The sequence below is a fragment of the uncultured Corynebacterium sp. genome (assembly GCF_902782855.1).
Lineage (GTDB): Bacteria > Actinomycetota > Actinomycetes > Mycobacteriales > Mycobacteriaceae > Corynebacterium.
The window spans coordinates 1-14,789 of record NZ_CACZOO010000019.1 but is presented as its reverse complement, the minus strand read 5'-3'; the positions used below and the strand labels follow the sequence as shown (position 1 = coordinate 14,789).

Genomic DNA, 14,789 nt, shown 5'->3' with positions numbered 1-14,789 from the left:
GTGGCTGGATTGTTCTTCCTGCTGATGGACGTGGTGTTCCCGTGGGTCGAGACGTTGATGCCCTACGGGGATGTGGCGGTGTAAGTGCTGTTTGTTCGCTGTGTTGGCTTGGATTGCGGGTACGCCGATAAATTAGGTCGGGGGTGAAACATTGCTCAAAACGTCCCAATTTATTTGGAGATCTGAATCCCACCGGGCAGATGTCTCGGGTGTCGTGTGGACATGCTTGGCCGGTTCTTTGACATGGCGACGGGACTTCTGGATCAGAGTTGAAGGCGGGCCGACGATCCGGAATATGATGCTCAAGACTGCAGGTGGGGGAGGGTATACCGAAAGTTTCGGGGTGGTTTTAAATGGCATTCGTAGGGGGAGTATCTAATGGTGATGATGACTGTTGCGGAATCTCGCTGTAAAACTACTCAGGTGTTGACTGTGCGATTTGGGCGATAAGGGTCCGAAGGTGCTGGCGACATGACGTCTATTACGATTCAGGAGGCTCTCATGGGAGAACCGAAACAGATCGGACCTGAGCTGCGCGCTCAGTCCGAGCAGGAACGGCGGCGCTTCTGGCGTCGCTACAAAGGGGCCGGCCAGACGCCGCCTCGACGTGCCGGAGCTGCGGCGGTCGTCAGCGCTCTGGTGCTCGGTGCCACTGTGGTCGGTACCGCTGCGCCTGCCGCTGCGGCCGACAATGACCCCCAGGGGTGCAGTTACGGCGCTGGCGGTCCTTACGCAGATGCGCTCTGCTGGATCGACATGGCTGACTTCGGCACCATTTCGCCCGAAGAGCTCCTCCAAGGTTCGGTGTCCAAGGACATGAACCTCAATGTGGGTAGGTACACCATGTCCTTCACCGCTACCGTGTCTGCGGGTGAGGACGGGGCACAGGGTGTCGCGGCGACCGCTCTCCCCACCTGGCCAGGCAGCGCGATGGGTACTAAGGGCTATATCGGTACCAAGGGTTCGCCCGCGTTCTACCAGGCCACCAGCTCGTCGTCGGGTGAGACCGCTCAGGAGCGGGACACCATCTCGTTGACGAACATCAAGGTGGTCGACACCGACTCGGGTCAGCAGGTGAAGGACGGGTTCTCCATCGTCGCTGCCGATGCCGAGTCCACGGGCAAGGATGAGGGCTTCCGCTGGAAGAGCGATGTCGAACTCAACCAGTACACGGAGTTCACCCCTGACGGTGGCGAGCCTGCGTGCCCGCTGGACGGACTCGGTAGCAACACCGTGGACTGCATCGGGCTTAGCAATGTGTCCGGCAATCAGCGTGGTATCCAGATGGTCAGTGCAGACGCGCCGACCGAGTTCTCCTCGACGTTCATGAACAACTATGCGTCATCCCGGGAGGGCGTTGCCTTCGCTGTGGTCTTCAGCACCGCAGAGGGGTCCGTCAGCGTCACCCAGGGAGGTGGCTCGGACGGCAAGTTCAACGTCGTCGAGAAGATCTCCGACGTGGAGAAGGGCACCGCTGAATCCTCCGACGGTCAGGCCTCGACCGGTAAAGAGCAGTTCATTTCCGGTGGAGAGTCCTCTACGGTCAGGTACACGACGTCCCGGGTCGGTGGAAACACCCCCCCAGGACGCCTATGACCTGACCTGGAAGTGCGATGTCAACGGAACGAGCGTTAACCCCGATCTCTCGAGCGACGGTCTCACCGCAACGATCAGTGTTCCGGCGAACGGCTCGGGCAAGTGCGACGCCCAGTGGGTCGCCAAGGGTCCGGCCGCTGAGCCGGACGCGGTGACGATCAACCCGAACACCACTGCAACCCTGGCTCCGGAGACCACCCCCGGTAAGGGCAAGCTCGAGGACGCCACTTTCGACAACGGTGAGACCACCAAGGTCATCGAGGGTGAAGGCAAATGGACGATCGAGGTTAAGGACGGCAAGGTCGTCGCGACGTTCACCCCTAACGAGAACTACACGGGGCTTGTCACCCAGCAGCAGTACACCGTCACCGACGAGTACGGACTGAAAGCTTCGAGCACCCTCGACGTCACCATCAACACCCCGCTGTCCACTGATGCTGCGTCCGTGACCGTCAACCAGGGCGAGTCCGCGACGCTGAACCCGGAGACTCACAAGGGGAGCGGTGACCTCACCGACGTCGCCTTCGACAACGGCGAGAAGACCAAGAAGGTCGACGGCCAGGGAACCTGGACCATCGCCCTCGACGGTGACGCGGTCACTGCCAGCTTCACTCCCGAAGACGGTTTCACCGGTCCGGTCACCCAGCAGATCTACACGGTGACGGACAGCAACAAGCTGACAGCCTCGAATACGCTGGACGTGAAGATCCGTCCGGTCACCGGTGATGATGAAGTCACTGTTGACCAGGGGCAGGACGCGAACCTGAACCCGACCGCGAAAAAGGGTTCTGCCGCGATCACCGCGGTGACCCTGGACAACGGTCAGTCCACCAAGACGGTGGACCATGAGGGCACCTGGTCCGTGTACATCGTTGACGGACAGCCGAAGGCGAAGTTCGTGCCCGAGGACGGCTTCACCGGCCCGGTGACTCAGCAGTCCTACACCATCACCGACGCCAACGGCGAAACTGCTTCCGGCAACCTCGCAGTGAACGTCCGTCCGGAGACTGGCGATGCGTCGGCCACCGTCAAGCAGGGGGAGACCGCCACGCTGACCCCGGAGACCGTCAAGGGTTCCGCGGACATCGAGAGCGTAGCCTTCTCCGACGGCTCAACCGAGCTGTCCGTCCCAGGTGAAGGCACTTGGACCATCGAACTCGGATCTGACGGCAACCCTGTCGCCAAGTTCACGCCCGAGGGCGATTTCACCGGACCGGTGACCCCGCAGCAGTACACCGTGACGGATACCCGTGGCGAGACTGCCGTTGGAAACCTGTCGGTCATCGTCCTCCCCGAGACCGGCAATGATCTTGTGATCGTCGATCAGGGAGAGACCGCGCAGCTGGCCCCGACCGCTAAGCCGGGTTCCGGTGCGATCGAGACTGTCGTCTTTGACGAGAGCGGTGCGAATACCCTGACTGTCCCCGGTGAAGGTACCTGGACCGTGACGATAGTCGACGGTCAGCCGAAGGCGACCTTCGAACCGGAGGCAGACTTCACCGGTCCGGTGACCTCTCAGAACTACACCGTCACCGATGAGAACGGTGAGACCGCCACCGGCGAGCTCGGTGTCATCATCAAGCCGGAGACCGGCGATGCGACCACCAACATCGGCAAGAACGAGACTGCCACGCTGACCCCGGAGACCGTCAAGGGCTCCGGTGACATCAAGAAGGTCACCTTCGATAACGGTGAGACCACCAAGGTCGTTGAAGGTGAGGGAACGTGGTCCATCGAACTGGTCGATGGTCAGCCCGTCGCCACGTTCACCCCCGAGGAGGACTACTCCGGTTCCGTGACCCCGCAGAACTACACGGTCACCGACAGCAACAATCTGACGGCCTCCGGTCGACTGAGCGTCGGCATCTCTTCCATCTCCGTCGTGAAGACCGCGGACAAGCAGAAGATCCAGGTTGCCGGCGAGAAGGTCAACTACTCCTTCGTCGCGACCAACAACGGCAGCGTCACCCTGAACGATGTCAAGATCAACGACGAGGAATTCTCCGGTACCGGTGACCTCGACATCACCTGCCCGGCAGAGGCCGCTTCCGTGGAGCCCGGTCAGTCCGTCACCTGTACCGCCGAGTACACCGTGACCGAGGCGGACCTGGAAACCGACGAGCTGGCCAACGTCGCGACCGCCACCGGCACTCCGCCGTCGACTCCGGACAATCCGGACCCGTCGGACCCGGTGTCCCCGCCGTCGGATGTCGAGATCCCGACTGACCCGACGACGACCGCCACTGTCGAGAAGACCGTGACCGGTCCCAAGGGGGAGGACGTGATGAAGGACGAGTTCGCGTCCTTCCAGGCGACCGCCACCTGGACCGATGTCCTCGGAGAGGTGCAGACCAAGGTCATTACCGTGACCCCGGGGCAGCCCCTCGACGTTGAAGGCCTCCCGCTGAACCGGGAGATCACCATCTCGGAGACCGGTGCCACCACTTCGGTGCCCAACATCAAGTGGGGCGACGTGATCTGGTCCGGCGCGGGCGTCTCCGATGAGCAGGGCGAGTCCAGGGATGCGAAGGTCATCCTTACGGGCGAGGGTCCGTTCACCATCGACCTGGAGAACAAGACCGCTTCCGACGGCCTGATCATCATCCCGATCCCGATCCCGGTGCCGGGTACCCCGACCGACCCGGGTACCCCGACCGACCCGGGCAACCCGACCGATCCTTCCAACCCGACCGATCCCTCGAACCCGACCAACCCGGGCAACCCGACTGATCCTTCCAGCCCGGGTAACGGCGGACACGGTCAGAACCCCAACGGCTCCGGGAACGGTTCGAACGCTTCGGGCAACCGCGGCGGCCTGGCCAACACCGGTGCATCCGTCATCGGCCTGGCTGCGCTCGCCCTGATCCTCATCGGCGGTGGTGCGTGGCTGGTGCAGCGCAACCGGCGCAACGGTGAGGCCTAAAGCCGGAGCTTCGTCACCCCACGTGATGCAGCGGAAAGTCTGGGTCGGAGAAACTGGCCGATCTGACTAGGCGTGGGAGGGCAGGAACCTCGGCGGTTCCTGCCCTTCTTTCAAAACACCCGGACAATCATCCCGGGTCAACCAGCCACAAGGAGAATCATCTATGTTTGCTATCCCGTTCCCCATTGTCATCGAGAACATCACCACCACCGGTTCTGTTGCGATCGACTTCCTGAGTGGCCTGTCGATCCGTCTCTACGACGCCGTCCAGGCGCTGGGAAGCAGTACTTCCGGTTCCCTTTCGGTGGAGTTCGGCTCGCTCATCTCGTCGCTGTAGAAAGCGACTGTCTGCCGGCGCAGCTTCCACAGCTCACTGCGATCTGTTCCGGCAGAAATTCGTCTTCACTTACCATCTCCCGTCCTGACTGAAAGAGTAACCATGAAAAATATGCGAACAGTGATGCTCGCTGCGGCGACGGCAACCGCTGTTACCCTGTCCGGTACCGCTGTGGCGGTTGCAGACACCGGTTCGACCTTTTCCGCCGGCCAGTCTGACACCGGTACCGACACCGGTACCGACACCGGTACCGACACCGGTACCGACACCGGCAAGGAGCCCACTAAAGACACCAGCAGCTCCGCTTTCGGTTCCTGGGACGCCAACGGAGACTTCGACCCCGACAAGGCCCTGTCCTCTCTCAAGCTGGTTGCCGCCTTCGGTACCGCTATCGCGAGCATCGTCACGGTCATGTTGACCCTGTCGACCAAGTTCCCGCAGCTCCTGAAGCAGATCGGAATCGACCTGCCGAAGTAGTCGGTCCACCAACCTGGGCCACCAAGTGGTGAGCTATCCCTGATCCCGCTCCACGGCTAATTGCAGCCGCGAAGCGGGACTTGGCGTATCTCATCTATGTGGTGTTTGATAGTCGGAGTATTGCTCCCCTTCATCTCTTCAAGAACTCCGATGGTTGGATCTAATGATGATTTCCGGGGTCGAAATCGAAAGGTTCGCGATCAAACCATGTGCTAATGTTAGTTCATGAACACAGTTGATCGTCGCAGGTCCGGAAGACGTCCTCTATTTTCCGGAGAGGACGTTGTTCGTATAGCCCTTGATAAAGGTCTGGATAGTCTGAGTATGGGATCTGTGGCCAAAGAACTGGGGGTGGCGGTGGCATCGGTGTACCGTCGGTTTCCGTCGCGGGATGCTCTTCTGACGGCTTGCATTCAAAGGCTCATCTCGGAACTGGATCCGCCTGATAGTTCCATTTCGAACGATATTGAGGGCGTGTTGAGGCAGGCGGGAAATGCTTGGTATCGACTTTTCTGTAAGCATCCTGACCTGGCGCGCGTCATGAAAGTCGGGCCGAAGCGGCCCGGCGAAGTTCTGAATGTAGACCCATCGTATTCCTACATCGAGCTCCTTCTGGATCTGGACGTGTCGTTGATGAAGATAGTTACGGTCGGGACGATTATCGTCAGCGCTGCAGCGGCCCCGTTTAAGACAGGTTCGCTGTCTGCCGGGGATCGCGATCGCTACTGGGATGACGCTCTGGAAGTCATAGTTCGGGGTTTCTGCGGTGCTGCATGATTGTATCCGGCCTGTGTTGATATTAAAATTATTTCAGTTTCTGCCGGTTTCCGCTTTGCGCTAATTCGCCCCCTGGGGCAATCAACTGTTTGCGATAAATCGCCTCTTTATTCTGAATTATCCCGGTGAGATAGTTAATTCATATTCTTGGGTCAGTTTTGTAACTCTCATGATGCCGGCTAATTTCCAGCTCTCACGATGTAATGAAGTAGATATGACGGTACTGACCTCAGAGGCTTCAGAACTACCTTCCATGATCTGTTCTGGAGATCAGACGTTAGCGTACGAAGTGACTAGCCTCCGAAAGAGTGTAACGGTGATCGGTCTTTATGTGTATCAGGGTGCACATCCGTGACCGTGTCTTTTATCGTAGATTATTCGAGCTGCCGGTGACTCTGTGATGTCGACCTGCTCTTGGGTCGTTGATGCGCTGTGAATGCGCCAGTGGGGGTTCGAGTCTGTGTCGGTTCCAGTGCTCAGTTGACAACTCGGTGTAATGGTGAAGAGAATCATGTTTGAACGTAGCAGCGAGGCCCTGTCACGGTCAGGTCAACTGCGGTGGACACGCATCACGCTCAGGAGAGCTGTAGTTTGCGGTTCACAGTCCAAGGTTTGCGATCGACTGCTCAGTGATCTGCTGGGCCTTCACCGACTGGTCCTGTGTAGTCCACACCGAGACCGCGACATTTTGGTGGAAAACGGAATACACCGCACCTCCGCCGGATACCCCGTACTCGCTGTCTGAGGTGCCACCTCTTCCCCCCGACCAACCCACCGGTTGTAGCGCCTTCGTTGTCGTCTCGACCGGAGCTGCCCAGTTCACCACATCGACGGCACCCTGGTGCGTCGTCATCCGGCGTACGGAGACGACCGCCTGGGGCACCTGTGCGTAGGACCAGAACACACACGCTGGAGGATCGAAGCGGGAATCGAGCGAGGTGTCTGTCCATCGCTCGCCGGTGAGGCTCTCGACAACAAGGCCGTCCAGGTAGGGGCAGGTGGCCTCTCGCGGCCCACTGACATCCGGATAGGTGTCGACAGGCAGATCAGCGCCGAGTATCGCAACGGACGTGGCGTCTTCGGCTTCTGCGGGGGTCGCTCCGGCGTTTGCCGGGTCATTGTCACCACCGGTGCACGAGGAAGTTGTCAACACCAGCGAGAGACCAACCCCCGTCGCCAGAACCCGGGACGGGAAGCCGGATGTGCGGTTGTGCCGCATCAGAGATCTGCCGGCGGTTCCGTGGGGGTCCCGGCGGACGCGGCGGGTAGGTCCGACGCCAGGTTCTCTGTACGTCCCAGTGCGATCCCCTCGATGATGATGTCGACCGCCTGGCTGCGCAGCAGAACCCGGGACTGTCCGGCGATGCCCTCTGTCGGCAGTCGGAAGACGTGATTGAGCACGCTGATCAGAAGGGTTGCTGCCACCAGTGCCTCGGAAGGCGAGAAGCCCGCGGTAACCAGCGGACGGGTGTAGCTCGCGAACGGTTCGGCGATGACGCTGGACACAAGCTCGAGGTTTCCGGACAGCGCCTGCGCGAGCCCGGTGTGCATCTCGCACAGCCGCCACCACTCGTCGGCGGTGTGCCTCAGTGCTGTCTTCCAGTCCTCTTCCCCGGTGAGTGGTTGCGCCCGGGTGAGCGCCCGGTACAGGCATTCGTGAAGTAGGGCCTTGTGAGAGGGGAAGCGACGGTATACCGCCGCGGTGGTCACGCCGAGCTCCCGGGCGACACCGGCGATGCTGAAAGTGTCGAAGCCGATACGCGTGGCGGTGGCCACGACATCATCGGCGGAGAAACGCGGCTGGCGTCCGGGCCTGCGTCGGACGGCAAGAGTTTCGGTCATGCGCATGAGAGTAAAGCTTGGCGGTGAGTGTTTCACTGCAACACCTACAGCCACTTTGTATCTACCCGTAACTTAGGGTAATGAGTACCCTTCACTTAGGGTGGAGCCAGTCCTGACTGGACAAATCTCCTGTGCGCCCCCGCCATCGGCACCACTCGAGGCTAGTAACTCCCGTGCGCACCGAAGAACTCGGCGGCGGCAGCGAGGATGTCATCGGCCAGCTCCGGTCGGCAGATCAGCACGTCCGGCAGATAGGTGTCCCTGTTGTTGTAGACCAGCGGAGAGCCGTCGAGGCGGCTGCAGTGTAGACCGGCGGCGAGGCACACCCCCACCGGTGCGGCATTGTCCCACTCGTACTGGCCTCCGGCGTGCACGTAGGCGTCATTGTCGCCCAGCAGCACACTGATCGCCTTCGCGCCACAGGAACCCATCGTCACCAGTTCCATCCCGGTCTCCGACGCGATGTGCCCGGCGACCGGGGGAGTGGAGTTCCGTGAGATCACCAGCCGGTTCGTGAGGTGTCCCGCCACCACCCGGGACTCCCCGGTGGTGAAGACCTGCCCCAGGTCCGGCATCCCCACGGCCGCGGTGGTGACCGTACCGTTGACCGCCAGTGCGATGTGCACGGCCCAGTCCTGACGCACGCCGGCGTACTCCCGGGTGCCGTCGAGCGGGTCGATGATCCAGACCCGCTCACGCTCCAGGCGGACCAGGTCGTCGGCGGCCTCCTCGGAGAGGACGGAATCGTCCGGGCGGTGGATGGCCAGTGCGCGGGCGATCCACTCCTGTGCGATGGAGTCTCCGGCGTCCCCCAGCTCACCGTCACGCAGCAGCCCGACATTGCGGACACCCTTGAGGATCTCGCCGGTTCCCTGGGCGAGGCGGTGGGCGAGGGTTTCGTCGTCAATGGTGGACGTCATGGTGGTCAGTGTAGCGGCAGGCGGGCCGGGGGACTGTGTCCCGTAGCGCCACACACCCCGGGGTGTGACGGAGAATACCACGCGCGCGTCTCCGGACGGCGGTCCTCCGGAGCGCGGAAAACCGGTGGCCGGGGTAAGTTACGGATGTCTCATCGGGCAGACCGGGCGTGGGTTGTCCGCCAGCCCCGCATTCCGCCCCCCGCCTCTCCAAGAAAGTGGACCGTGATTCGTCTCCACCGTCCGGCCGCGGTTCTCGTCGGCTCCGCCACCGTCGTCGCACTCCTGGCCACCGCGGCCCCGGCCGTCGCCGACACCACACTGAACTTCCGTGAACTGGGCTCCCCGGCGGATCAGCGGCTGCCCGGCCGCACCGCCACGAGCACGCTCACCCTCCCGGTACCGCCCGGTCTCACCCCGACTGCGCTCACCGGGGAACTGCAGGTTCCGGCGGCCTTCTCCGACGGCGTCGTCGAGGTGCTGCAGGGTGACCGGACCATCGGCCGCGTGGCGGTCGGCGGGTCTCCCCGGGACGGTGGAGGAGGTGGGGATCTGCGGGTCCCGCTGACCGGGGTGGCAGTCACCGACGGTGCCGTGACCGTACAGCTGCGGACCACCTTCACCCCGGTCGACGACGGCTGGTGCCACGATCCGCTCGACACGCTCACCAGTGTCCTGCAGAACGCCGCCGTCGACTTCTCCGGTACCCCCGCCGCCCCGCGGACACTCGCGGAGGCGATGCCGCCGGTGCTGCGGACGCTCACCGTCGCGGTGCCGGACACCCCCGACGAGTCGGTCCGGGCCGCCGTGCTCGAGACGGTCACCGCGGTCGCCGCACGGTACCGCAGCCAACACCCGACGATCCGGGTGGTTCCGCTGTCCTCGCTCGACACCACGCCAGACACCGGCACCACACCGGACACCGGCACCACGCCGGACACCGGTACCGCAGCGGCCTACCGGCGCACCATCGTCATCCCGGGCGATTCCTCCGACGAGGGCCTGACCCTCCAGGATCCCGGAACGCAGGACGCCCGCATCGTCCTCCACGGCACGGGGGACGCACTTCTCGACCAGGCGCGTCTGCTCACCGCGGACCGTTCCGTAGATGCCGCGGGCGCCGACCTCGCCGGACTGCTGGACGGTACCTCCGCTGACGCCGGGGCGGCGGACGTGGTCCTCGCCCCGCAGGCACGGACCCTCACCGATCTCGGTGCCGCCGACCTCACCGCGTCCGGGACCGGTGGCGCACAGGTCACGTTCGGTATCGACCAGGGGGCGCTCGGGCGTCTCGCAGGTGCCGTCTCCCTGCACCTGTCGGGAAGCCACACCCCGGTCATTGACGGGGTCACCGCAGGCGAGGTCACCGTCGCTGTCAACGGTACGGTCGTCGACCGCACCACCGCGGCCGCGGACGGGGTCCTCGACCGGGACATCGACCTGCCCGCCGACCTCGTCCGGCGCTACAACACCGTCGCCGTGGCCTTCACCATGGGTGGGCAGCCGGCCGGCTGCGGCACCACCGCGCCCGTGGACCTGAGAATCGACGGGTCCAGCGTGGTGACCTCCACGGACGCCGCCGACCCGACCCCGCTCACCGACGGTTTCCAGGGTCTGCCACAGGCTCTCCTCCCGGAGGTTGATGTCGTGCTCACCGACGGTGGTGCCGCCGATCTCGACCGGGCAGCCCGCATTCTCGCCGGGATGCAGGAGACCACCGCAGCCCGCGTCCGCCCCGTCCCCGCCGATCTCACGGACACGGTGGATTCCGACCGGCCCGTCCTCGTCATCGACGCCGACGGTGACCGTACCGGGGAGGCCACCGGTGGCGCTCCGTTGCCCGTCGGTCACCGGGCCGGCGTCCTCAGCGTCGACGGGCGGGAGGCGGCGACGGACACCTCTTTCGGTGCCGTCCAGACCAGGTGGGACGCAGACAATGACCGTATGCAGGTCATCGCGACCTCCACCGGTCGACCGGCACTGCTCGACACCCTGCTGAGCTCACTGGACCGGGCCACGGCGACCGGCACCGGTACCGGGTGGGCGGACCTGCGCGGCACCGCCGTCATCCAGCAGAAGGACGGTGCGCCGCAGGAGGTGGGTGTGCCGACGGACACCACGTCCGGCGACGGCCCAGACGGCCCAGACGGCCCAGACGGCACAGCGGCCGACGGGCGGGGCACCGGCACCACCGTCGTCCTCGCGGTAGTGGCCGGGATCGTGGTGGCGGTGGCGCTGCTGCTCGCTGTCCTCGGCACCGTCCGTCGACGGCGTACCCCCGGTTCCGGCGATTCGGGGCCTGACCGGGACGACCGGTGAACCGCTACCTGTGGCGCTGGCTGACGCTCGTCCTCTTCTGCGCGCTGGGTTTCCGGAGTTCCCTGGAACGGTCCCTCTCCGACGGCGCCGCAGGCGGCCTGACGTACTCCGCCACGGCCGTGGCCATGGCACTGGTGATGTTCCTCGGCATCGAGACGCAACGACGGGCGGTCCTGCCGATCCACGACCGGGAGGTGGACTGGATCATCGGCGTCATCGCCCTGGTTCTCGCCGTCAGCGCGCGTACCCAGCTCGCCCCCCGGCTCATCGAGTGGTTCGACCTGCTGCGCCTGGACATGCTCAGCCTCATCATCTTCGCCTTCGGCGCCTCCGCCCTGTTGTTCGGCAGCAGGGCGACACTCCGCTTCGGTCCGGCGTGGGTGACACTGCTCCTGTTCAATAGTCCGCTCTTCGTCCTCATCTCGCTGCTCTGCGGCGGTGGCTGGACGGGGACGGCCTGTGCCGCGACTGCCGGGCTGACCGTCGGAGTCGCCGTCGCCGCAGGGGGCGGTGCCCGTCACCGGGTTGCCGCCGCGGGTGTCACACTTGTCGTCGGGACGCTGCTCACGGTCCTCGCCGGCGCAGTGGTCGGCGAAGCCGGTCTACGGGACATCCTCCCCGGCGTCGGGGGAGTCACGAGCGTCGTCCCCGCACTGGCCGGGGTCCTCGTCACCCTCGTGGTGGACGCCACCGTCCGCCGTTCCCTGCCGGTGATCCGACGGCGTGCGCCGTCGGTGCGGCACACCCGGACGGCACTGATACCCCTCGTCGCAGCGGTGGCCGTGCTCATCCTCGTCCCACTGCCGGAGCGTCCGACGACCTCGGTGACCGTGGACGCGCCGGGCGCCGGTGGTGTGGACCCGGGGGTCCCGGCGCCGGACGGCTGGAGTGTGACCGGCGGCCGACGCTACGACTGGGCAGCGGACTACTTCGGTGCCGGTGCAGACCTCCGGCGGCAGGTTCTCCGGGCGGACACCGTCGTCGAGGACTGGGACGCGCAGAACCGACGCCGCACCGTCGTTGTCGACACCCTCTGCTCCGACGGGCCGGTCACGGCCGGTCTCTTCGGCGACGAGGGCCTGTACAGCAGCATCAACGGCCGTCGGTCCCCGAAGATCCGCATCGATCTCGGACACGGGGTCACCGGACAGGCGTACACCGTGCTCGACGACGATGCGTACCTGACCTACACGCGCCTCCGCTTCAGCTGGCGGGACGCCGGCGTCACCGGCAGGGTCCACGACGTGTCCGTCATCGCCGTCGACGACCACCGGGACAGTGCCGTGTTCCCCGAGCTCACCGACAGTCTCAACGGGCTGGCGGGACGCATCGTCACCGTGCTGCTGCGCGGTGGCGCGGTCACCGAGGACACCGACGCCAGTTACAAGGACCTCGGTGTCGTCACCGCGGTGGGGACAGGTCTCGTGAACGCCCGATGGGAGGAACAGTGAGCACACCTGACGCACGGTCCGCGGCGGCCCTGCATGACGCCGTCCACGGCCTCTACGAACGCACCCCCGAGTACTCCGCCGCCGTCGCCTTCACCCGAGCCCAGAAGGTCACCTCCCTCAGCCTGCTGGCCGTCATCGTCGTCGGCGTGGTCTTCGCCCGCTCCGTGACGCTCGTGCTGCTCAGCGGGTTCTTCGTCACCTGGTACGCGGTCACACTCGTCGACCGGTTCATCATGTTCCGCCGCGGCCTCAACGCCGACGCCATTCTGCGGGTGAGTGACACCGTCGCACGCTCCCTGCCTGCCGCCGACCTCCCCCCGTACACCGTCCTGGTCCCCGCCTACGGGGAGCCGGAGGTTGTCGGGCAGCTCATCGGCGCGGTGCGGTCCCTCGACTACCCGGCGGAGAAACTCCAGGTCCTCCTGCTGCTGGAGGAGGACGACACCCCCACCATCACCGCGGCGGAGAAGTCCCTGGGCCGGGACGCCGCCGGGATCGTCACCGTTCTCCGGGTCCCGGCGGCCGAACCCCGCACCAAGCCGAAGGCCTGCAACTACGGCCTGCACTACGCCACCGGCGATATCGTCACCATCTACGACGCCGAGGACACCCCCGACCCCCTGCAGCTGCGCCGCGTCGTCGCCGCCTTCCGGGACCTCGACGCGGACGCCGACCGCACGCACACCGCACGGACGGTGTGCATCCAGGCCCGGCTGAGCTACCGCAACGCCCGGCAGAACATGCTCACCGCCTGGTTCACCATCGAGTACGACGTGTGGTTCAAACTCATGCTCCCCGGCATCATGCGGATGAACGCCCCCGTGCCACTCGGCGGCACCTCCAACCACTTCCGACGTGACGTCCTGCAGCAGCTCGGGGCGTGGGACCCCTACAACGTCACCGAGGACGCCGACCTGGGCGTGCGTATCGCCGCCCACGGCCACCGCACCGCCGTGCTGGACTCCGAGACCCTGGAGGAGGCCAACAGTGACACGATCAACTGGCTGCGTCAGCGGTCCCGGTGGTACAAGGGCTACCTGCAGACCTGGCTCGTGTACATGCGCCGCCCGGGCCGGCTGCTGCGCGACATCGGTGTCGTCCCCGCACTGCGGTTCACACTGCTCATGGCGTCCACCCCGGTCATCGCGGTGGTGAACCTCGTGTTCTGGTACCTGTTCATTCTCTGGATCATGGGACAACCCGGCTTCGTCGCCGAGCTGTTCCCGCCGGCCGTGTTCTACCCCTCGTTGGTGTGCCTCATCGCCGGCAACGCCCTCACCGTCTACATGAATCTCGTCGGTGTGCGTGAGGGGCGGGATCCCCTGCTGCTCCTGGCTGTGGTGACCTATCCGGTGTACTGGCTGCTCATGAGCATCGCCGCGGTCAAGGGCACGTGGCAGCTGCTGTTCCGGCCCTCCTACTGGGAGAAGACCGCCCACGGACTGGAGCAGTGATGGGCGTCGTCCGGAACCGGTCCCTGCCGGGACCCGTCACCGTCTTCGGCCTCGCTGCCGTCCTCTACGTCGTGGTCGGGGTACTGCTCACCGCCCACGGCTTCTTCCTCGGGGACGCCCTGTCCAGGCTGCAGGCCGCCCGGTCCGTCCTGTTCAGCCGCTCGCCGGCGCTCGTCGACATCGGCTTCGTCTTCACCCCGCTGACCACCCTGTGCGAGCTTCCCCTGGTCGCGCTCGACCCGTGGATCCCGGCGATGACCGACCGGGCGTTGGCCGCGGTGGTCGTCTCCGCCCTGTTCAGTGCAGGTGCGGTGCTGCAGGTCTGGCTCACCGGGGTTGACCGTGGTCTGCGCACCCCCTACCTGGTGACGGTCACCGTGTTGTTCGCGGTCAACCCGATGGTCCTGCTCTACGCGGGGACGGGGATGAGCGAGGGGCCGTTCCTTTTCGCCATGGCGTGGGCGGTCCGTCGGCTCATGCGGTTCATCCGCACCGATGACGTCCACGACCTCATGGCCGGCGGCATGGCCGTAGCCCTCAGTTTCCTGTCCCGCTACGACGGTCTGGCGGCAGCCGCGGCGGGGGCCGTGCTCGTCGCCGCGGTGACCGCGACACGTTCCCGGGCCACCGGGGCCACCGGGGCCACCGCGGCCACCGGGGCCACCGGGGCCACCGGGGCCACCGGGGCCACCGGGG

General features: G+C 65.0%; 11 protein-coding genes and 1 pseudogene. 9 read left to right on the top strand and 3 right to left on the bottom strand.

The features are described from left to right. Nucleotides 1-501 precede the first annotated feature (501 nt). From QZV72_RS00940 to QZV72_RS00920, 5 genes are all read left to right on the top strand, one after another. Nucleotides 502-1,596, top strand: coding sequence for a hypothetical protein (locus QZV72_RS00940; protein WP_297004108.1), 1,095 nt, complete (start codon nucleotides 502-504; stop codon nucleotides 1,594-1,596). Continuing rightward, nucleotides 1,568-4,519 carry an Ig-like domain-containing protein gene (locus tag QZV72_RS00935; RefSeq protein ID WP_297004106.1) on the top strand — a complete coding sequence of 984 codons (2,952 nt, stop codon included), beginning with the start codon at nucleotides 1,568-1,570 and terminating at the stop codon, nucleotides 4,517-4,519. The genes QZV72_RS00940 and QZV72_RS00935 overlap by 29 nt, the downstream gene beginning before the upstream one ends. Nucleotides 4,520-4,682: 163 nt before the next feature. Beyond that, entirely contained in the window at nucleotides 4,683-4,856 is a 174-nt protein-coding gene (locus QZV72_RS00930) for a hypothetical protein (RefSeq protein ID WP_297004105.1), read from the top strand. A gap of 102 nt (nucleotides 4,857-4,958) precedes the next feature. Beyond that, the gene (locus tag QZV72_RS00925; protein WP_297004103.1) at nucleotides 4,959-5,333 is read left to right on the top strand and encodes a hypothetical protein; all 375 of its coding nucleotides are present in this window, start codon (nucleotides 4,959-4,961) and stop codon (nucleotides 5,331-5,333) included. A gap of 225 nt (nucleotides 5,334-5,558) precedes the next feature. After that, nucleotides 5,559-6,110, top strand: coding sequence for a TetR/AcrR family transcriptional regulator (locus tag QZV72_RS00920; protein WP_297004101.1), 552 nt, complete (start codon nucleotides 5,559-5,561; stop codon nucleotides 6,108-6,110). A gap of 598 nt (nucleotides 6,111-6,708) precedes the next feature. Here QZV72_RS00920 and QZV72_RS00915 read toward each other — a convergent pair. The 3 genes from QZV72_RS00915 to QZV72_RS00905 all read right to left on the bottom strand — a co-directional run bounded on the left by QZV72_RS00915 (nucleotide 6,709) and on the right by QZV72_RS00905 (nucleotide 8,872). Further along, a complete protein-coding gene (locus QZV72_RS00915) occupies nucleotides 6,709-7,329 on the bottom strand; it encodes a DUF2020 domain-containing protein (protein ID WP_297004099.1) in 621 nt (206 codons plus the stop codon). After that, nucleotides 7,329-7,952 carry a TetR/AcrR family transcriptional regulator gene (locus QZV72_RS00910; RefSeq protein WP_297004097.1) on the bottom strand — a complete coding sequence of 208 codons (624 nt, stop codon included), beginning with the start codon at nucleotides 7,950-7,952 and terminating at the stop codon, nucleotides 7,329-7,331. Before QZV72_RS00910 ends, QZV72_RS00915 begins: the two co-directional genes overlap by 1 nt. 161 nt (nucleotides 7,953-8,113) lie before the next feature. Next, complete coding sequence (locus tag QZV72_RS00905; protein WP_297004095.1) at nucleotides 8,114-8,872, bottom strand: 3'(2'),5'-bisphosphate nucleotidase CysQ; 759 nt, start codon at nucleotides 8,870-8,872, stop codon at nucleotides 8,114-8,116. 222 nt (nucleotides 8,873-9,094) lie between these two features. Here QZV72_RS00905 and QZV72_RS00900 point away from each other — a divergent pair, with 222 nt between their 5' ends. From QZV72_RS00900 to QZV72_RS00885, 4 genes and pseudogenes are all read left to right on the top strand, one after another. Next, nucleotides 9,095-11,188, top strand: a complete 2,094-nt coding sequence (locus QZV72_RS00900) for a cellulose biosynthesis cyclic di-GMP-binding regulatory protein BcsB (protein ID WP_297004093.1) — start codon at nucleotides 9,095-9,097, stop codon at nucleotides 11,186-11,188. Further along, on the top strand, nucleotides 11,185-12,639 hold the full coding sequence (locus tag QZV72_RS00895) for a hypothetical protein (RefSeq protein ID WP_297004092.1): 1,455 nt from the start codon (nucleotides 11,185-11,187) through the stop codon (nucleotides 12,637-12,639). Before QZV72_RS00900 ends, QZV72_RS00895 begins: the two co-directional genes overlap by 4 nt. Beyond that, nucleotides 12,624-14,093 (top strand): glycosyltransferase, encoded by a 1,470-nt coding sequence (locus tag QZV72_RS00890; RefSeq protein ID WP_297004090.1) that lies wholly within the window; start codon nucleotides 12,624-12,626, stop codon nucleotides 14,091-14,093. Before QZV72_RS00895 ends, QZV72_RS00890 begins: the two co-directional genes overlap by 16 nt. Then, nucleotides 14,093-14,789, top strand: a pseudogene (locus QZV72_RS00885) (ABC transporter); the annotation flags it as partial. The gene QZV72_RS00890 and the pseudogene QZV72_RS00885, both read left to right, overlap by 1 nt.